This is a genomic window from Streptomyces sp. NPDC048671 (assembly GCF_055587045.1).
Map to the genome: position 1 here is coordinate 250,668 of NZ_JBVJHB010000005.1, position 18,494 is coordinate 269,161.

An 18,494-nucleotide genomic window follows, 5' to 3' on the forward strand; every position below is an offset into this window, starting at 1 on the left:
CCCGTACAGATGCGCCCAAAGATCTTGACGACTGCGGAGGGAATCGCATGACTGTGCCGGCCTTCGAGGAGTACGTACCCGCCATCGACTGCACCTGTGCGGGGTGCGCCGTACAACGGCGAACCGCAGCCGCGGCACTGCCGACGCGGCAGGGAGGACATCCGGCCGCGCACGGCGCGCGGCGCGCGCTGGTGCTGGTCACCGCTGCCGGAGTGGTGCTGAGCGCCGGTCTCGCGGAAGCGGCGACCGCGGCGGCCGACCCCGCCCCGGTGACCGATCCGGCCCTGGTGGCCGATCCGGATCCGGTGACCGCTCCCGCTCCGGCCGCCGGAGCGGTTCCGGCGGACCTGGTCATGCCGGCCGAACCGGAGGACGCGGCCGATCCGGCCGACCCGGGACCGGAGAGCCCGCAGGGCGGACCGGGCCCGTTGCAGGGCGCGGGGGCCTCCGGCCCGCCGGCCTCGCAGGCGAGTGCGCCCGTACTGCGCACGACCAGCCGGGCCGACATCATCAACCGCGCGAAGAAGTGGGTCACCGCGCAGGTCCCGTACAGCATGAGCAAGTACTGGTCGGACGGGTACCGCCAGGACTGCTCCGGCTATGTGTCGATGGCCTGGAACCTGGCCGGCAACGAGTGGACCGGCAGCCTCGCCTCGTACGGCACGCGGATCGCCCGGGAGGATCTCCAGCCCGGCGACATCCTGCTCTTCCACAACCCGGCCGACCCCGCGAAGGGCTCGCACGTCACGATCTTCGGCGGCTGGACGGACTCCACGCACACCCATTACACGGCGTACGAGCAGACCTCGCCGCACACCCGCAAGCAGACGACGCCCATGGCGTACTGGTCCAACTCGGGCAGCTACGTCGCGTACCGCTACAAGGGGCTGAACACCGGAACCGGCGGCAGCGGCTCGACGACGACGTTCCCGGGGGCCGGGAAGTTCGGTCCGGGTGCGAACAACGCCTACGTCACCCAGCTCGGCAAGCTGCTCGTCGGGCGGGGCGGCAAGCGCTTCTACAAGGTCGGCCCCGGCCCCGCCTGGGGCAGCGCCGACCAGCAGGCGACCCAGGCGTTCCAGAAGGCCCAGGGCTGGAAGGGCAAGGAGGCCGACGGCATCCCCGGCCCCGACACCTGGCGCCTGCTCACCACCGCAACCGGCCGCGACATCCCCGCGGCGGGCGGAACCGGCCAGGGCGGCTCGACCGCCGTGCCCGCCTTCCCCGGACGGGGCTATTTCCGGTCGGGTCAGTCCAACAGCCATGTCGACAGGCTCGGGAAACAGTTGGTGAAGAAGGGATACGGCAAGTACTACGTGTCGGGCCCCGGACCCCGGTGGACCGAGGCGGACCGGCGCAATGTCGAGGCCTTCCAGAAGGCGCAGGGCTGGCGGGGTGCGGAGGCCGACGGCTATCCGGGTCCGGAGACCTGGCGGCGACTCTTCGCGTGATCACGACGCACATGACGGAGGCGGGAATGCGATCCACGGTGTCGGACAGCTCCGGGAACCCGGAGAACGGGGAGACCTCGGAGAACGGGGCGAACCCGGAGAACGGCGAGGAGAGGTACGGGGCGCTCCCGGTGCGGGAGTGGGCCGTACCGGACCGGCCGGGGCGCGACGCGGACGCGTCGGCCCGCGCGGACGCCCCGCCGGGTCCGGACGGGCCGGGTCCGGACGCGGTGACCGGGCGTCCTCTGGGCTGGTCGGCGTCGGGGCCCGGTTCGGGGTCCGTGGTCGATCTGGTGCTCGACCTGATGCCGGGCGAGGGCGAGCGCGGGGGCTCCGCGTTCGGCGCGACCTCGGCGTCGGTGTCGGTGTCGGGCGCGGCCCCGGCCGTTGCTGCGGCCACCGATTCGGGCGTACGTGAGGAGGTGCGCGAGGACGTACGTGAGGAGGTGCGCGAGGACGTGCACGATCTGGAACCGCTGGAGCCACTGGAGCCACTGGAACGGCTGGAACCACTGGAACAACTGGGGCATCCGGGGCATCCGGGGCATCCGGGGCAACCCGCCCTGGCGGGTCCTCCGTTCCTCCCCGGGCCGGAGCTCTCCCCGGCCCGCCGGGACGCCGCGCCCTCCCTCTCGCTGTCCTTCGGCGGCGCCGACACCGGCGAGCTCCGCACCGAGGTGCGGGTGGACTCCGGCCGGCATCACTCGGTCATCGCCAACGAGCGCACCGCTTCCATCCCGGTGCACCTGCTCTTCCGTGACGATCCCGAGGTCGCCGCGGACGCCGCCGCGCTGCCCGCGACCGTCGTGCGGAGGGCGGCCGGGATCGAGCAGACGGCCGGTTTCCGGCGGCCGCCGGTGCCGCGGTCGCCGCAGGTGCGGCCCTCCACCCGGCCCGCACCGGTCGCCGACCCGCGGCTGCACGAACGGCCCGGCCCCGCGCTGCCCGGCTGGGCCGCCCTGCTCGCCGGTCTCGGCGGGCTCGTCGCCGCGGGCGGGGTCCTGTGGTGGACGGGTGCGCTGCCGGGCGGGGTGCCGGCCCGGCTCGGGCTCGGCCCGCGGCCGTACGACGGCATCGGCCTGGGCGCCTGGGCGGCACTCGCCCTGCTGCTGACCACGGTGCTCTTCGCGCTCGGCGGCCTGACCCGAGGCCGGGTCGGGTACGCCTGGGTGCTCACCCTCTTCGGCCGGTACCGCGGCAGCGTGCGGCGCACCGGACTGATGTGGGTCAGCCCGCTGCTGCTGCGCCGCCGGGTCGACGTACGGCTGCGGCACTGGCGCAGCGAACCGCTGCCCGCGGTGGACGCCAACGGCACCGCGCTGCGGGTCGTCGTCCTCGTCGTGTGGCGGGTCAAGGACACCGCGCGGGCGACGCTGGGGATCGCCGACCACGAGGAGTATCTGCGGGAGCAGGTCGAGGCGGCGATGGCGCGGGTCCTCTCCCAGCTGCCCGCCGACGCCTTCCACGAGGACGCCCACACCCTGCGCAACGCCGAGGCCGTCGGCGACGCGCTGACCCGGATGCTGAAGGCGGACTGCGAGCCGGTCGGCGTCGAGGTGTACTCCGCGCAGCCGACCGGAATCGAGTACGCGCCGGAGGTGGCCGCGGCGATGCAGCGGTGCCGGGTCGCGGCCATCGACGCCAAACACCGCGACAGCGTGCTGACTTCGGTGGTGGACGCCGTGGACGACACGGTCAACCGGCTGACCGCCCGAGGGCTCGTGGAACTCGACGACTACGAACGGAAGTCTCTGGTGAAGGACTTGACCGTGGCCTTCTACACCGGACGCGGTGGTGGGGACAGTGTCTGAGACGGCTCGGCGGGCTCTTCCGGGGCCAACCGGAATCGAACTCCCATTGGTCTGGACATGTTCATGATCCGTCAATAATCTAGGCCTTGGTCTAGACCGCACGACACGCGCGCAGCAGTGCTCATGGAACCTCCCCCACGTATCCGAGGAGCTTCAGCAATGCGTAAGAAGACAGGTGCGGCCCTGGTGGGCCTTGCGGTAGCGGGCGTCTCGATGTTCGCGACCAGCAGCGCCAGCAGCCACGGCTACACCGACAACCCCATCAGCCGTCAGAAGCTCTGCGCCAACGGCACGGTGACCGGCTGCGGCAACATCCAGTGGGAGCCGCAGAGCGTCGAGGGCCCCAAGGGCTTCCCGGCGGCCGGCCCCGCCGACGGCGCGATCTGTTCCGGCGGACACGGCGAGTTCGCGCAGCTCGACGACCCGCGTGGCGGCAACTGGCCCGCCACCCACGTCACCGCCGGTCAGGGCTTCAGCTTCCGCTGGCAGTTCACCGCCCGGCACGCCACGACGGACTTCCGCTACTACATCACCAAGAACGGCTGGGACCCCACCAAGCCGCTCAAGCGCGCCGACCTGGAGTCGCAGCCGTTCATGACGGTGCCGTACGGCAACCAGCAGCCCCCGGCCACGCTGACCCAGCAGGGCACCATCCCCACCCAGAAGACCGGGAAGCACATCATCCTGAGCGTCTGGAACATCGCGGACACGGCCAACGCGTTCTACTCGTGCTCCGATGTTCAGTTCTGACGTGTAGTCAGTTACCGTGCGGCGCCATGAGGAGCGCAGGCACCGTCGCGGAGCTCGTACAGCGCCAATGGGGCGACCACCGGCCCGGATTGAGGCACGAGGACACCGTCCTCAGCCACCACCAGGTCGCCTCGGGCGCTGCCGCACGGGCCGCGCTCCTGGCGGATCTGCTGCCGGCGGGCAGCGAACCGCACCTCGGGGTGCTGCTGGACAACACCCCTGAATTTCCGCTGTGGTTGAGCGCGGCGGCCCTGTCCGGGGCCGCCGTCGCCGGCATCAACCCCACCCGTCGCGGCGCCGAACTGGCCCGTGACATCCTGCACACCGAATGCCGGGTGCTGATCACCGAGCGCGCCCATCTGCCGCTGCTCGACGGCCTGGAGCTGCCGGGCGTCCGGGTGCTGGTCGCCGACACCGAGGCGTACGCCGCGCTGCTCGCCCCCTACGCCGGGGCGGAGCCGGGCGACGCCGTCCTTCGCCGCCCCGCGCCCGGAACGCGGATGCTTCTCTACTTCACCTCGGGCTCCACCGGCGCGCCCAAGGCCGCCGTCTGCACCCAGGGGCGGCTCGCCGCGGCCGGACAGTCGCTCGTCGAGCACTTCGGCATCGGGCGCGAGGACGTCCACTACATCTGCATGCCGATGTTCCACGGCAACGCGGTGATCGCCGACTGGGCACCCGCACTGGCCGGCGGCGCCGCCGTCGCCCTGCGCCGCCGCTTCTCGGCCTCCGGCTTCCTGGACGACGTACGCGCCCACGGGGCCACGTACTTCACCTATGTCGGCCGTGCCGTGCAGTACCTGCTGGCCACCCCCGAGCGCCCCGACGACCGGGAGCACCCGCTGCGCATCGGCTTCGGCACCGAGGCGGGCGCCGTGGACGCGGCCCGCTTCCGCGAGCGGTTCGGGGTGCGGCTGGTCGAGGGCTACGGCTCGTCGGAGGGCGGTGCGGCGATCCAGCGGACCCCGGACACCCCGACGGGCGCGATCGGCCGGGCCTCGGACCGCGACGACCTCGCCGTCGTCGACCCGGAAACGGGCCGCGAGCGGGTCGCCGCGGTCTTCGACGAGGGCGGGAAGCTGCTCAATGGCGCCGCCGCGATAGGGGAGCTGGTCAACCGCGGCCGGACCCCGTTCGAGGGCTACTGGCGCAACGAGGAGGCGGACGCGGCCCGGATGCGCGGCGGCTGGTACTGGACCGGTGACCTCTTCTTCCGCGACCCCGACGGCTTCCTCTACTTCGCGGGCCGTACGGAGGACCGGCTGCGGGTCGACAGCGAGAACCTGGCGGCCGCGATGATCGAGAACATCCTCGCCCGCTGGGCGGACGCGGCGGCCGTGGCGGTCTACGCCGTGCCCGACCCGGTCGCGGGGGACCAGGTGATGGCGGCGCTGGCGCTGCGCGACGGGGCCGGCTTCGATCCGGCCGCGTTCGCCGCGTTCCTCAGGGATCAGCCCGACCTGGGTACGAAGATGGCGCCCCGGTTCGTACGGATCGTGCGCGCGATGCCGGTGACGGCGACGAACAAGGTCCACCGGGTCGGGCTGCGCCTGGAGGGATTCTGGTCCGGGTCCGCTGTGTGGTGCCGGGACCGGGAGGGGACGTACGTACCGTTCGGGGAGGAACACCTGGCCGCCCTCACCGAGGAGTTCGAGGAGCACGGGCGCACCGCGCTGCTGTCCTCAGACGCCGGACGGGCGTGAGAGGACCGCCCGCCGCAGCTGCGTCACGGCCAGGACGGCGCCCGCCAGCAGGAGCAGTGACCCCGCGACCGACGCGAACTGCATGCTGTGCACGAAGGCCTCCCTGCCGGCCGAGATCAGCGAACCGTCGCCGGTGGACAGCGCGCCCGGCAGCGTCTTGCGGGCCACCTCCGGCGCCGAGTCCGGCATCTCGGCGGTGTAGACCGCGGTCGCCACCGCACCCAGGAGAGCCATCCCCATCGCGCCGCCGAACTCCTGCCCGGTCTCCAGCAGCGAGGCGGCCGAACTGGCCTTCTCCGGCGGGCTGCTGGACAGCGCCAGGTCCGAGACGAGCGCCATCACGGTCACGATGCCACTGCTCATCACGGCCGATCCGACGAGCAGCAGCCACAGCGAGTCGGTGCCCGACAGGGCGAGGATCCCGAATCCGGCCGCCGCGATGACGAACCCGGCGCAGACGACATGGCCGCGCTCGGTCCGCTGGGCGACGGCCGTGGCCGCCGGAGCGGCCGCACCGACCGCCAGCGACGGTGCCAGGCTCCACAGCGAGGCCTCCATCGTGCCCATCCCGAGCACCGACTGGAGGTACTGGGTGGTGAAGAAGGCGGAGCCCATCATCGCGAAGGACGCCAGTGCGTTCAGGCCGATCCCGGCGGCGAAGCCCCGGCCGCGGAACAGCTCCCGGCTGATCATCGCGTCGCTACGGCCGCGCTGGCGGCGGACGAAGACCCAGCCGACTGCGAGCCCGGCGAGGATGATCAGCCCGTTGCGCGCGTCCATGCCATGGGCGGCGCTCTCCTTGACCCCGTAGACGACCGGCAGCACCGAACCCATCGACAGGGGCACGCTGAGGAGGTCGAACCGCCCGGGGCGCGGGTCCTTGAACTCCGGCACCAGCACCGGCACCAGGACCAGCAGCAGCACCATCGCCGGCACGTTGATCAGGAAGACCGAACCCCACCAGAAGTGCTCCAGCATGGCGCCGCTGAGCACCGAGCCGAGCGCGATCCCGCCCGCCATGGCACCGGACCAGATGCCGATGGCCCGGCTGCGCTGCCGCTCGTCGCGGAACATGTCGCGCACCAGGCCCATCGTCGACGGCATCAGCGTCGCCCCGCCGATCCCCAGCAGGGCGCGGGCCACGATGAGCATCTCGGGGCTGGAGGCGTAGGCGGCGCCGACCGAGGCCGCGCTGAAGGCGAAGGCGCCGATCATCAGCAGCTTGCGGCGGCCGATCCGGTCGCCGAGCGAGCCCATCGTGATGAGCAGTCCGGAGAGGGCGAAGCCGTACACGTCGAAGATCCAGAGCTGCTGGGTGGCGCTGGGCGCGAGGTCCCGGTCGATGGACGGGATGGCGAAGAAGAGGACGGACACGTCCATCGAGACCAGGAGGAGGGGGAGCAGCAGGACCACGAAGGCGGTCCACTCCCTGCGGCCGGCGCGCTCGCCGGGTGGGGTGGCGGTGCTCGTAGGTGTTGTCATGCCAGGAAATATACGAGCGTTTAAAACATGCGTCTAGTACGCATGTGTAAAACATCTGTATACCTTGGTCGTCAGTCCTTGCTCGTCAGTCGTTGGCCGTCAGTCCTCGGTGTCGAGCCGCACGTGCTCGATGTCCTCGTCCAGGAACGCGGTCAGGTCCTGGGCCTCGGCGCGGACCGCCTCCTGCTCCGGGGCGGTGAGGGGGCGCAGGGGGCTGATGCGCAGGAGATGGTCGCGTACGGCCCAGGTGGCGGTGACGCGGCCGTCGACGAGGACCGTGCGGTGGCCCGCGACGGACAGGCCGAGGTGGCGGGCGTCGATGATGCGGCCGCGGTCGTGGTAGCCGAGGATCGCGTTGTCGAAGGCCGGCAGGAACCGGACAGGGGCCGGGGTGTCGGGGTGGGGGCGGGGCGCGTCGGGCAGATCGAGCAGTTCGCGGCCGCGTTCGTCGCGGAAGGCGACGAGTTCATCCCGGACGGCTCCGACCGCGGCGGGCAGACCGGCGAGGCCGCACCAGGCGCGCAGGTCCGCGCTCGCGGCGGGCCCGTGGGCGGCGAGGTAGCGGCGCAGCAGCCGCTGCCCCACGGGATCGTCGTCCCCGGTGGGCAGGGGGTCGATGTCGCGTCCCAGCCAGGTGGCCAACGGCAGGTTGCGTACGCCGGAGGTCTGGCGCCAGAGGCCGCGGGGCGGGAGCTGGGCCATGGGGATGAGCGCTGCCACGAGCAGCTCGCCCAGGACGCGGCGCGGTGGGCCGGGCCAGCGGTCCTCAAGCGTGCGGACGAGCTCGCCCATGGTGCGGGGCTGCCCGTCGGCCATGACCGCGCGGCCGGCGGCGGCGACCTCGTCCACGTCGATGCCGGCCAGTTCGCGCCGGTAGGTGCCCAGCACCCGCTGGCGCAGCATGGCGTCGTGGCGGCCCCGCCAGGCGAGCGCGTCGTCGCGGGTGACGAGGTGGACGGTGCGGCGCATCAGGTGGGTGCGCACCACCGCGCGGCCGGTCAGCGCGTCGTCCAGCTGTCCGGGCTCGAACGCGGCCAGGCGCGACCACAGCCCGGTGAACGGTTCCTGCGGTTCCTGCGCCTGGAGGCCGCACAGGTGGGCCACCGCCTCGGGCACGGACGCACCGCTGCGCGTGAGCAGGTGCTGACGGGCGAGGGTGGCGCGGTTGAGGGCGCGGTTGTCGAGGACGGTCCTGGTGTTCCCGGGCTTTCGCGTCGGCATGTGACCCGCTTCCTTCGGCTGCTGTACGTGTCCGGTGCTCGTACGCCACGATGGCGGAGGTAGCGGACAGGGCGTGTCCTAATACGGGGAGAACGGATCTCGTACCGGGAACACGCATGCCGAAAACGCATGAGGCGGCCTCCGTGGAACGGAGACCGCCTCATGCGTTGTCTGTGCGCCGCCAGGGACTCGAACCCCGGACCCGCTGATTAAGAGTCAGCTGCTCTAACCAACTGAGCTAGCGGCGCGTGCTGACTCGAAAATAATACCTGGTCCTCAGGGGTGCCTCTGACACGTGTCCGGCACAGGTCCTAAAGGGCCAGGGACAGCAGCACCGGTGCCGCGCGCCGGTTCAGGGTGTCCGCCGCCTCGCGCAGCCGGTGCGCGTCCTCGACCGGCAGCGAAAGCGCCAGGCATCCCGCCGACGCCCCGGCGGTCAGCGGGACCGCCGCGCACACCGTGCCGACCGCGTACTCCTGGAGGTCGAGCACCGGGACCGTCGCCGGCTGGCTGTCCAGCTTGGAGAAGAGGACCTTCTCGCTCGTGATGGTCCGCGACGTCAGCCGCGCGGTCTTGTGCCGCGAGATGTGGTCGCGGCGCCCGTTCTGGTCCAGCTGGGTCAGCAGGCACTTGCCGATCGCCGAGGCGTGCGCCGCGGAGCGGAAGTCCACCCACTCGTTGACCGCCGGGGTGCCCGGACCGTCGGCGCACTGGGTGACGCGGATCTCGCCGTCCACGTACCGGCTGAGGTAGACCGCCGCGCCGACCGAGTCGCGCAGCTGGACCAGCGCCTGCTGGAGCCGGACCTCCACGGCCTGTCTGCGCGCCGCACCGGAGCCGAGCAGCAACAGCGAGGCGCCGATCACATACGCGCCGTCGGTGATCTGCTCGACGTACCCCTCGCGGCGCAGCATCAGCAGGAGGGAGGCGAGATGCCCGACGGGCAGTCCCGTCTCCCGGGCGATCTGGTCGTCCGCCACACCGTTGCCGTGCTTGGAGACCGTTTCGAGAACACGAAGGGCGTACTGCACCGAATGGAACGGTGCGGTCGGTTCGGGCTTCAACGCCACGGTTTCCCCCTACCAGGTTGTGACCGCAAGCTCTGCCCTCACGATAGCCGCCAATGGCCGGTTCAGGGGCGGGTGTTGACGACTCGGTGGTGCACCCCGGCTCTGCGAGCTGGGGTGCACCCGCCTGGCATATGCCAGAGTCATTGGCGATCGACGGATGCCGAGGTCACAGCACCGCGTTGAGGAATTCGCGCGTACGTTCGTGCTCCGGATCGGTGAAGATTTTTTCGGGCGAACCCGACTCCACGACCCGCCCGGCGTCGAACATCAGCACCTTCTCCGAGACGTCCCGGGCGAAGTTCATCTCGTGGGTCACACAGAGCATGGTGATGTCGGTGTTCCGGGCGATGTCGCCCAGCAGCTCCAGTACACCCGCCACCAGCTCCGGGTCGAGCGCGGACGTCACCTCGTCCAGGAGCAGGATCTCCGGTTCCATCGCCAGCGCCCGCGCGATCGCGACCCGCTGCTGCTGGCCGCCGGAGAGCTGGGAGGGGTGGGCGTCGATCTTCGCCGAGAGGCCGACCAGGTCGAGGAGCTCCTTGGCCCGGGTCTCCGCCTTCTCGCGGTCCATGCCCAGGACGTTGACCGGCGCCTCGGTGATGTTCTGGAGCACCTTCATGTTGGGGAAGAGGTTGAACTGCTGGAAGACCATTCCGATCTTCTTCCGCGCCTCGCGCAGATGCTTCTCGGACGCCGGCTTCAGCGAGCCGTCCGCCGCGACCATGTGCGTCAGCGGGTCGCCGTTGATCCGGATCACGCCGTCGCTGACCTTCTCCAGCGTCATCAGCAGCCGCAGGATCGTGGTCTTGCCCGAGCCGCTGGGCCCGATCAGGGTGACGTGCTCGCCGCGCTCGACCGAGAAGTCCAGCTGGTCGAGGACGACATGGTCGCCGTACTGCTTGACCACCTTGTCGAAGCGGACCAGCGGATGCCCGCCGTCCTTGGAACCGGGGGCCGCCACGACGTCCTCGGGCGCCGTGGCCGCGGTCTTCTGCAGGGGGAGAGGTTCAGTGGCCAAGGCGCTTCTCCAGCTTTCTCATCAACAGCGAGGTCGGGTAGCTCGCGACCAGGAAGAGCACCCCGGCGAGCGTGAACACCTCGGTGTACACGAAGTGCTCGGCCCCGTACTCACGGGCTTTGAAGACCATCTCCTGCACCGTGATCACGGCGAGGAACGGGGTCTCCTTGAACATCAGGATCGCGTAGTTCCCGAGGGCCGGCAGTACGTTGCGCACCGCCTGCGGCAGGATCACGGCCTGCCAGGTCCGCCGGGGTGACATCGACAGTGCCCGGCAGGCTTCCCACTGCCCCTTCGGGACGCTGTCGATCCCGGCGCGGTACACCTCGGAGGTGTACGTGGCGTAGTGGACGCCCAGCACCACGATGCCGATGTACAGCGGCTCCACCGAACTGAACACGGCAGCCGCGCCGACGAGTTGGATCAGCAGCGGGGTGGAGCGGATGAACTCCATCACCACCTTCACCGGCACGGTCACGAACCGGCTCGGAGCCCGTCCGGCGACCGCGATCGCCAGCCCGAGCACCGCGGCGACCACGGTGCCCAGCAGGGTGGCCAGCAAGGTGACCTTGAACCCCTGAAGGAGCAGGGGCAGGGCCTCGCCGACGGCGTTCCAGTCGAATCCCTCGTTCACCGGGCACCTCCGGCGGCCGCGGCCGTCACGGCGCTGCGGGACTTCAGCAGGCTGCGCCCGCCGGTCTCCATGCCGAGCCGGCGTTTGGCGGAGCGCTCCAGCAGGTTCATCAGCAGGGTCAGCGCGTACGCCAGCACGAAGTAGCAGGCCAGCAGGGTCACGTACGCGGTGAGGGTCTCACCCGTACGGCTGCGCAGCTTCTCGACCGCGGTCATCAGGTCGGCCGCGGAGATGAGCCACAGCAGCGGCGTGCACTTCAGCAGCTGGATCAGCAGGTTGGTGAGGGAGGGGAGCATCTGCACCCAGGCCTGCGGGAGGATCACCTTGCGCATCCGGTGCAGCGGGCTCATGTTCAGCGCGATGGTCGCCTCGTACTGGGCGCGCGGCACGGAGTTGATCGCCCCGCGCACCACCTCGGCCCCGTACGCCCCGTAGTTGAGGCCGAAGGCGAGGACGCCGCAGAGCAGCGGCGACAGTTCGTACCCCGTGAGCGGCGGCATCGCGTAGTAGAACCAGAACAGCTGGACGTACAGCGAGGTGCCGCGGAAGAACTCCACGACCACACGGGAGACGCCGCGCGACAGCAGCAGCCGGCTGATCGACATCAGGCCGAGGACGAACGACAGCACCAGGGCCAGCAGCGCGCCCAGGATCGTGGCCTCCAGGGTCACCCACAGACCCGAGCGCAACTGTGGGAGATCGTCCATGAAGGCGGAGAAGAAATCACTCATGCGGTGGGTTCCGTCCCTGTCAGCCCTTGCACAGATCGGCCGTCTTCAGGGTGGCGGGCGGGAGTTCGGTGGCCCCGAAGCCGTAGTCCTGGAGCAGGCTCACGTAACGCGACTTGTCGGAGACGATCTTCTTCAGCTCGCGGTTGAAGGCGTCCCGCAGCTCCTCGTTGCCCTTGCGGAAGACGGCGCCGCCGGGGCTGTACTGCTTCTCGCCCTTGAGCTCGGGCAGGAAGGCCTCGGTGACCTCGGTGCCCGCGTTGGTCTTGGCGAGCCAGCGCAGCGAGATGCCGGTCAGCAGGAACGCGTCGACCCGGCCGCCCTTGACCGCGTCCGCGCCGTCCTGCGGCTTCTGCAGCGTCTTGATCTTGCCCTTGGAGATTCCGGCGCCCTCGGCGTACGAGCCCTCGACGGCACCCGCCATCACACCGATCGTGACCCCGGCCGCCTTCGCGGACGCCAGGTCGGTGATGTTCTTCGGGTTGCCCTTCTTCACCATCATCGCGGTCGGCGAGATGAACTCGGGCTCCGAGAAGAGCGCGTTGGCGCAGCGCTCGGGGGTGATCGCCATACCGGCGCTGACCACGTCGTACTTGCTGGCCTGGAGGCCCGGGATCAGCCCGTCCCACTCGGAGAGGGTGGGCCGCAGCTCGTCGACACCCAGGGCCTTGAAGATCTCCCGGTGCAGGGCGGGCGCCTCGCCCTTGAGCTGCTTGCCGTCCATGTAGCCGTACGGGGCCTCGTCGGCGTACGCGACCCGGACGAAACCCTGCTTGCGGAGCTTGGCGAGGGCTCCCTCGCCGTCCGCGGAGTCGGCGCCGGTCTTGCTGCAAGCGGTGAGCAGGCCGGGGACGACGAGCAGACCGCCCACGGCTGCCGATCGGTTGAGAAAGCCCCGGCGGGACAGGTTCGGGAAGTCAGCCATGGTTCGCAGTCTCCTGGAAGGGTCGAACAGTCCGGACAGGGTGAACGCCTGCCCGCTCCCGTACGTCTATTCAGGAAGAGCCCGCATGTAACCGAACAGCGGCCGGAGGGTGACCTTCCCGTGTCCGAAGTTGGGCGGAGCGCGACGAGATGTGTGCGGGGCGTATTTCCTTGCGGGATGCGGCAGATGACGGGGTGTTATCGGCAGATGTCCGTAATGAGGTGGCGAAATCGGTATCGAACGGGCCGGGTTGGGATCACTCGCCCGGATCGGTCCCCGGGATGTAGCCGAGCCGCTTGTCCACCACGTTCGGCAACGGCTCTCCGGCCGCCCACCGTTCGTACATCGCGACGAACTGCTCACCCAGCCGGTCCCGCCAGCCCACCGTGTCACCGCTCATGTGGGGCGACACGATCAGACCGGGCACGTCCCAGAGCGGGCTCCGCGGGCCGAGCGGTTCCCGCTCGAACACATCGAGTGCAGCCCCCGCGATCCACCGCTTGCGCAGCGCGTCCACCAGATCGCTCTCGACGACCATCGCTCCGCGCCCCACGTTGATGAACCGGGCCGAGGGCTGCATCAGCCCGAAGAACCGGGTGTCGAACATCCCGTACGTCCGCGGGGTCAGCGGCGCCGCGCAGATCACCCAGTCGGCCAGCGCCGCCAGCCGGTCCAGATCGCCCGCTCCGTGGATCGTGCGCCGGGCCGTGCGTCCCACCAGCGCCACCTCGACGCCCAGCGCCATCAGCAGCCGGGTGACGGCGCGCCCGACCGGCCCGGCGCCGACGACCACGGCGCGGGAGCCCGCGACCGGGGCGCTCTCGCGGTGGCGCCACCGCCGCCGGTGCTGGAGCTCCAGCGTGCCGGGGAGGTCCTTCGCGAACGCCAGCACCAGCCCCGCCACGTACTCGGCGATCGGCTGCTCGAAGACACCCCGGGCGTTGGTCACCACGGTGTCGCACTCCACCAGCTCCGGGCAGAGCAGCCGGTCCACGCCCGCGCTCGCCGTATGCACCCAGACCGGACGCGGCCCGTCACCCGGCCAGGCCTCCCGCACCGCGTCGGAGGTGAAGTCCCAGACCAGCAGGACATCGGCACGGGGGAGCTGCGCGGCCAGAGTGGCCGCGTCGGCATGGCGGACCCGGACCCGTCCGGCCAGCCGGCCGAGCCGGGGCGGCGGATCGGCGTCCAGGACGAGCAGGACGGGCTCCGGCATGGGGGACGGTTCCTCCCGCGTCGGCCGAGGTGGGCGCACCACCACGCTCGCAGCCGCTCCCGCCCCCGTCAACAGGTCAGGGCGATGGCCGGGGCGGATGGGGGAATACTTGAACAGAGGCGGGGGAGTTCCGGACCACAGGAAGGGTGGACATGACGACCGTCGGTTTCCTCTACCCGGGCCATTTCGCGGAGGACGACTTCCCGCGGATGGAGATCCTGCTCGACAGCACCATCAGACTCGTCGTCAACCACACCGAGTGCCCCGACGACGCCTACCGCGAGGGCGCCCTGCGGGCACTGGGCACCCCCGAACGGCTCGCGGCCGGTGCCGAGGAGCTACAGCGCTCCGGGGTCGAGTCCGTCGTCTGGGCCTGCGACGGCGGCAGCTTCCTGTACGGCCCGCAGGGAGCCCGCACCCAGGCCGCGGCCGTCGCCCGCGCGCTGGGCGTGCCCGTCTCCAGCACCTCCATCGGCTTCGTCCACGCGGTACGGAAGCTGGGCGCCGCCCGGGTCGCGGTGGCCGCGACGTACCCCGAGGAGATCGCCGCGCGCTTCACCGCGTTCCTGGAGGACGAGGGCGTCGAGGTGCTCGTCACCCACGCGGCCGGTGCCGCCACGGCGGCCGAGGCCGCGTCGTGGGGCCCGGACCGGCTCAAGGAGCTGGTCACCGCGGCCGACCGCCCGGACGCGGACGCGGTACTGCTGCCGGACACGGCCCTGCGCACGGTCAGCCACCTCGCGGAGCTGGAGGAGCTGCTCGGCAAACCGGTCCTCACCGCGAACCAGGTGGCCGTCCGGGAGGCCCTGCGCCTGGCCGACCGCCACGCCTGGGCCGAGAGGCTGGGCACGCTCTTCGCGGCCCGGGAGGCGCCGCCGGCCCCGGCCGCGCCGCCGGCCCGGGGGATCTGGGGGAGCGGACGCAAGTACGCCCACGGCCAGAACGCCTACGGCCGCGGATCCGGATCCTCCGGGCAGTAGGTCCCGGGGGCGGGTCCCGAGCCGCCCCCGGAATAAACGGAGCCATCCTCCTGTTCGTGTTCTCGGGACGTACGAGGCATGTACCAGGCACGTACGAGGGACTACGAGCACCATCGGAGAGGTCAGGACGTGGACGAGATTCGAGGCGACGAGATCCGTGGCAAGGCGGAGGGAACGGCACCCGTTCCGCTCTCCGTGCTCGACCTGGTGACCGTGGGCCAGGGCGGCACCGCGAGCCAGGCCCTGCGCACCGGGGTCGAGATCGCGCAACTCGCCGAGCGGCGCGGCTTCCACCGCTACTGGGTCGCCGAACACCACTCCATGCCCGGCGTCGCCTCCTCCTCGCCGGCCGTGATCCTGGCCCACACCGCCGCCCACACCGAACGCATCCGGCTCGGCTCCGGCGGCGTCATGCTGCCCAACCACGCCCCGCTCGTCATCGCCGAGCAGTTCGGCACGCTGGAGGCCATGGCCCCCGGCCGCGTCGACCTCGGCCTCGGCCGCGCCCCCGGCACCGACGGCGCCACCGCCGCCGCCCTGCGCCGCACCGACCGGCTGAACGAGGGCGCGGACGACTTTCCGCAGCAGCTCGCCGAGCTGACCCGCTTCCTGGACGACGACTTCCCCGACGGCCACCCCTACGCCCGCATCCACGCGGTCCCCGGCCCCGTCCAGGCGACCTCCGAGGGCGGCGTCCAGTCCCCGGCCCGCCCGCCCCTGTGGCTGCTCGGCTCCTCCGGCTTCAGCGCCCGGCTGGCCGGCATGCTCGGCCTGCCCTTCGCCTTCGCCCACCACTTCTCGGCCCAGAACACCGTGCCGGCCCTGGAGCTGTACCGGGAGTCCTTCAAGCCGTCCGCGGTCCTGGACGCCCCGTACGCCCTGATCGGCGTCGCGGCCCTGGCCGCCGACGACGAGCGCGAGGCCCGCCGCCAGGTCCTCACCGGGGCCCTGTCGATGCTCCGCCTGCGCTCCGGCCGCCCCGGACTGGTCCCGACGCCCGAGGAGGCGGAGGCGTACGCCTTCACCCCGATGGAGCGCGAGTTCGTCGACAACTGGCTCGTCAACATCGTCCACGGCACCCCGGACGAGGTCCGCACCGGCCTCGACGACCTGGCCAAGCGCACCGGCGCCGACGAGCTGATGATCACCGCCAACGCCCACGGCGGCGACGCCCGCCTGCACAGCTACGGACTCATCGCGGACGCGTACGGGCTGCCGGGGGCCTGACCCGGACGCCGGCTGACCGCCGGGGGCGGCGGCCGCCGCCTCAGGCCTCCAGCGCGCGGGCGCCGAGCAGTTCGGCGATGCGCTCGGGGGCGACCGCCCGGGAGTAGAGCCAGCCCTGCCCGGTGTCGCAGCCGATCCGGCGCAGCCGCTCCGCCTGGCCGGCCGTCTCCACGCACTCCGCGGTGACGGTCAGGCCCAGCCGGTGCGCCAACTGGACCATGGCCTCGACGATCGTCTCGTCGGCGGGGCTGGGGTGCGTGCCGTCCTCGTAGCGGAAGCCGCGCACGAAGGCGCCGTCCAGCTTCAGTACGGAGACCGGCAGGCGGCTCAGGTAGGCGAGGTTGGAGTAGCCGGTCCCGAAGTCGTCGATGGCGATCCGGACGCCCATGTCGCTGAGCGACTGGAGGGCCTGGAGCGGGCGGCCCGCCGATCCCATCACCGCGGACTCGGTCAGCTCCAGCTGCAACAGCGCCGGGTCGAGCCCGGTCTCCGCGAGGATCTCCGCCACATCGGTGACCAGGTCGGAGTCCCAGACCTGGCGGACCGCGACATTGACGCTGATGAACAGCGGCGGCTCGGCCGGGTGGTCGAGCTGCCAGCGCCTGGCCTGACGGCACGCCGCCCGCAGCACCCAGCGGCCGAGCTGCACGATCGAGCCGTCCTCCTCGGCGATCGCGACGAACCGGTTCGGCGAGAGCATGCCGAACTGCGGGTGGTTCCAGCGGACCAGCGCCTCCACCCCGAGCACGACCCCGTCGGCCATGCCGACCAGCGGCTGGTACTCGATGGTGAACTCGCCGCGTTCGACGGCCGGGCGGAGGTTGGACGAGAGGGCCTGGCGAGTCATCCGGTGGGCGTTGCGCTCCGGGTCGAAGACGGTCCAGCGCGCCTTCCCGTCGGCCTTCGCCCAGTACAGCGTCGTATCGGCCGCCTGCATCAGGCCGGTGGCCGAGGTGCCGGCGACCGGCCGCTCGACCACGCCGATCGACGCCGAGACGGAGAGCCGCTGCCCGGCCAGGTCGAAGGGCTTCTGGAGCGCGGCCAGCACGCTGCGGGCGAGGTCGGTCAGCTGCTGCGTACCGGTGGACTCCTCGACCAGGATCGCGAACTCGTCCCCGCCGAGGCGCGCCACCAGAGGGGCACCGGTGGGGTGCGGGCCCTCCCGCTCGGCGCAGTCGGTGAGCCGGGCGGCGACGGCGGCGAGCAGCCGGTCGCCGATCCGGTGGCCCAGGGTGTCGTTGACGGCCTTGAAGCCGTCCAGGTCGAGGTAGCAGAGCCCGATCCTGCCCCGTCCTGGGTGGGTGTCGTCCTGGTACGGAGAGGTCTCCAGGACGGCGGAGAGCCGCTCGAAGAACAGCGTGCGGTTGGGCAGCCGGGTCACCGGGTCGTGCATCTGGAGATGGCGCAGCCGCTTCTGGAGCTCGCGCCGGTCGCTGACGTCCGCGACGGAGAGCAGCACCTGGCCGGGCGGGCGGTTCCCGCCGTCCGTTCCCCGTGTGCCGCCGTCGCGGCTGCTGTCACCTTCGCCGCCGCTGTCCCGGTCCGCCTCCGCCTCCGCTCCCGCCTCCGTCGCGGGCATCGGTACGACGGTGATCTCGGCCCACATCGAGCGCCCGTCGGGGTGCTTGAGCCGGCGGGTGCAGCGGAAGCGGGAGCGCCGGCCGTGCAGCACCTCGCGGTACGCGTGCCAGGTGCGGGCGTCCGCCGCGAGGTCGACCAGATCGGAGGCGGACTGGGCGGTGAGCGCCGGTGCGGCGATGCCGACCAGGGCGGCCAGGGCCTCGTTCGCGGTGACGATCAGCCCCTCGTGGTCGACGACGGCCATCGGGACCGTGGCGGCCCGGAAGGCCGCCCGGTAGTCGTGCGGCCCGGAGACGGCCGCCTCCGGGGAGGCGTCCGAAGCGGCGTCCGCGGCGATGTCATCGGTGGCGTCCGGGGCGCGTTCCCCGGTGACGCCCTCCGGGGGCCCTTCGGCGGGCCCCTCGGTGGGCCATGACCGATGACGCTCCGTGACCGATGGTCGTGGGGAAGAGGGTGCTGTGCCTGCCGGGGGCCTCGGCCCATCGGAGGTTGCGCTCACCATTCGCTCCCGCCATGCAGTTCTGTCCCGGACAGGTCTGGTCGGACTGGCCCGCCGCGTGGAGCGCCGTTGTCAGGGGCGGAAAGCGCGGAGGAAAGCGAGGTGAAGCATAGAGGCTGGCGGCTCGGCCGTTCCAGCGCCCCGACGGTTCCGGACCCCGCGCCCGATGCGCATGGGCCATTCGCGCGCAGATCCGGT

15 protein-coding genes and 1 tRNA gene are annotated in these 18,494 nt (G+C 71.6%); 6 read left to right on the forward strand and 10 right to left on the reverse strand.

Features of this window, described 5'->3' with window-relative positions:
* Positions 1 to 47: 47 nt before the first annotated feature.
* The 4 genes from ACZ6S6_RS12260 (at position 48) to ACZ6S6_RS12275 (ending at position 5,715) form a co-directional block, all read left to right on the forward strand.
* Positions 48 to 1,451, forward strand: a complete 1,404-nt coding sequence (locus ACZ6S6_RS12260; protein ID WP_469705307.1) for a peptidoglycan-binding protein — start codon at positions 48 to 50, stop codon at positions 1,449 to 1,451.
* Positions 1,452 to 1,477: 26 nt separating this feature from the next.
* The gene (locus ACZ6S6_RS12265) at positions 1,478 to 3,262 is read left to right on the forward strand and encodes an SPFH domain-containing protein (protein ID WP_469705309.1); all 1,785 of its coding nucleotides are present in this window, start codon (positions 1,478 to 1,480) and stop codon (positions 3,260 to 3,262) included.
* 159 nt (positions 3,263 to 3,421) lie between these two features.
* Positions 3,422 to 4,012, forward strand: coding sequence for a lytic polysaccharide monooxygenase auxiliary activity family 9 protein (locus ACZ6S6_RS12270; RefSeq protein ID WP_362957725.1), 591 nt, complete (start codon positions 3,422 to 3,424; stop codon positions 4,010 to 4,012).
* Between the two features lie 26 nt (positions 4,013 to 4,038).
* The gene (locus tag ACZ6S6_RS12275; RefSeq protein ID WP_469705312.1) at positions 4,039 to 5,715 is read left to right on the forward strand and encodes an AMP-binding protein; all 1,677 of its coding nucleotides are present in this window, start codon (positions 4,039 to 4,041) and stop codon (positions 5,713 to 5,715) included.
* Here the strand turns inward: ACZ6S6_RS12275 and ACZ6S6_RS12280 are convergent.
* The 9 genes from ACZ6S6_RS12280 to ACZ6S6_RS12320 all read right to left on the reverse strand — a co-directional run bounded on the left by ACZ6S6_RS12280 (position 5,695) and on the right by ACZ6S6_RS12320 (position 14,009).
* Entirely contained in the window at positions 5,695 to 7,197 is a 1,503-nt protein-coding gene (locus ACZ6S6_RS12280; protein ID WP_469705314.1) for an MFS transporter, read from the reverse strand. The two genes, ACZ6S6_RS12275 and ACZ6S6_RS12280, sit on opposite strands and share 21 nt — an antisense overlap.
* A gap of 99 nt (positions 7,198 to 7,296) precedes the next feature.
* On the reverse strand, positions 7,297 to 8,418 hold the full coding sequence (locus ACZ6S6_RS12285) for a winged helix DNA-binding domain-containing protein (protein ID WP_469705317.1): 1,122 nt from the start codon (positions 8,416 to 8,418) through the stop codon (positions 7,297 to 7,299).
* Between the two features lie 174 nt (positions 8,419 to 8,592).
* Positions 8,593 to 8,666: transfer RNA gene (locus ACZ6S6_RS12290), tRNA-Lys, on the reverse strand.
* A gap of 63 nt (positions 8,667 to 8,729) precedes the next feature.
* Positions 8,730 to 9,488: an IclR family transcriptional regulator gene (locus tag ACZ6S6_RS12295; protein ID WP_362957714.1), complete on the reverse strand. Its 759-nt coding sequence runs from the start codon at positions 9,486 to 9,488 to the stop codon at positions 8,730 to 8,732.
* 166 nt (positions 9,489 to 9,654) lie between these two features.
* A complete protein-coding gene (gene ehuA / locus ACZ6S6_RS12300; protein ID WP_362957711.1) occupies positions 9,655 to 10,506 on the reverse strand; it encodes an ectoine/hydroxyectoine ABC transporter ATP-binding protein EhuA in 852 nt (283 codons plus the stop codon).
* Entirely contained in the window at positions 10,496 to 11,140 is a 645-nt protein-coding gene (gene ehuD, locus ACZ6S6_RS12305) for an ectoine/hydroxyectoine ABC transporter permease subunit EhuD (RefSeq protein WP_362957708.1), read from the reverse strand. Before ehuD ends, ehuA begins: the two co-directional genes overlap by 11 nt.
* Positions 11,137 to 11,871, reverse strand: a complete 735-nt coding sequence (gene ehuC / locus ACZ6S6_RS12310; RefSeq protein WP_362957705.1) for an ectoine/hydroxyectoine ABC transporter permease subunit EhuC — start codon at positions 11,869 to 11,871, stop codon at positions 11,137 to 11,139. Before ehuC ends, ehuD begins: the two co-directional genes overlap by 4 nt.
* Before the next feature lie 19 nt (positions 11,872 to 11,890).
* Positions 11,891 to 12,793: an ectoine/hydroxyectoine ABC transporter substrate-binding protein EhuB gene (gene ehuB / locus ACZ6S6_RS12315; RefSeq protein ID WP_362957702.1), complete on the reverse strand. Its 903-nt coding sequence runs from the start codon at positions 12,791 to 12,793 to the stop codon at positions 11,891 to 11,893.
* A 256-nt stretch (positions 12,794 to 13,049) separates the two neighbouring features.
* The gene (locus ACZ6S6_RS12320) at positions 13,050 to 14,009 is read right to left on the reverse strand and encodes a D-2-hydroxyacid dehydrogenase (RefSeq protein ID WP_362957699.1); all 960 of its coding nucleotides are present in this window, start codon (positions 14,007 to 14,009) and stop codon (positions 13,050 to 13,052) included.
* Between the two features lie 152 nt (positions 14,010 to 14,161).
* Between ACZ6S6_RS12320 and ACZ6S6_RS12325 the strand changes: the two genes are divergently transcribed.
* Complete coding sequence (locus tag ACZ6S6_RS12325) at positions 14,162 to 14,989, forward strand: maleate cis-trans isomerase family protein (RefSeq protein ID WP_469705323.1); 828 nt, start codon at positions 14,162 to 14,164, stop codon at positions 14,987 to 14,989.
* A gap of 129 nt (positions 14,990 to 15,118) precedes the next feature.
* Entirely contained in the window at positions 15,119 to 16,216 is a 1,098-nt protein-coding gene (locus ACZ6S6_RS12330) for an LLM class flavin-dependent oxidoreductase (RefSeq protein WP_469705326.1), read from the forward strand.
* Positions 16,217 to 16,256: 40 nt separating this feature from the next.
* On the opposite strand, the gene ACZ6S6_RS12335 is transcribed toward ACZ6S6_RS12330, so the two are convergent.
* Positions 16,257 to 18,296, reverse strand: a complete 2,040-nt coding sequence (locus tag ACZ6S6_RS12335) for a putative bifunctional diguanylate cyclase/phosphodiesterase (RefSeq protein ID WP_469705328.1) — start codon at positions 18,294 to 18,296, stop codon at positions 16,257 to 16,259.
* Between the last annotated feature and the right edge of the window lie 198 nt (positions 18,297 to 18,494).

Excerpts from the sequence above, each read along its gene's own strand:
- ACZ6S6_RS12260 (WP_469705307.1), top strand. The coding sequence starts at position 48 with ATGACTGTGCCGGCCTTCGAGGAGTACGTACCCGCCATCGACTGCACC.
- ACZ6S6_RS12285 (WP_469705317.1), bottom strand. The coding sequence starts at position 8,418 with ATGCCGACGCGAAAGCCCGGGAACACCAGGACCGTCCTCGACAACCGC.
- ACZ6S6_RS12320 (WP_362957699.1), bottom strand. The coding sequence starts at position 14,009 with ATGCCGGAGCCCGTCCTGCTCGTCCTGGACGCCGATCCGCCGCCCCGG.
- ACZ6S6_RS12270 (WP_362957725.1), top strand. The coding sequence starts at position 3,422 with ATGCGTAAGAAGACAGGTGCGGCCCTGGTGGGCCTTGCGGTAGCGGGC.
- ehuC (WP_362957705.1), bottom strand. The coding sequence starts at position 11,871 with ATGAGTGATTTCTTCTCCGCCTTCATGGACGATCTCCCACAGTTGCGC.
- ACZ6S6_RS12275 (WP_469705312.1), top strand. The coding sequence starts at position 4,039 with ATGAGGAGCGCAGGCACCGTCGCGGAGCTCGTACAGCGCCAATGGGGC.
- ACZ6S6_RS12280 (WP_469705314.1), bottom strand. The coding sequence starts at position 7,197 with ATGACAACACCTACGAGCACCGCCACCCCACCCGGCGAGCGCGCCGGC.
- ACZ6S6_RS12265 (WP_469705309.1), top strand. The coding sequence starts at position 1,478 with ATGCGATCCACGGTGTCGGACAGCTCCGGGAACCCGGAGAACGGGGAG.
- ACZ6S6_RS12325 (WP_469705323.1), top strand. The coding sequence starts at position 14,162 with ATGACGACCGTCGGTTTCCTCTACCCGGGCCATTTCGCGGAGGACGAC.
- ehuB (WP_362957702.1), bottom strand. The coding sequence starts at position 12,793 with ATGGCTGACTTCCCGAACCTGTCCCGCCGGGGCTTTCTCAACCGATCG.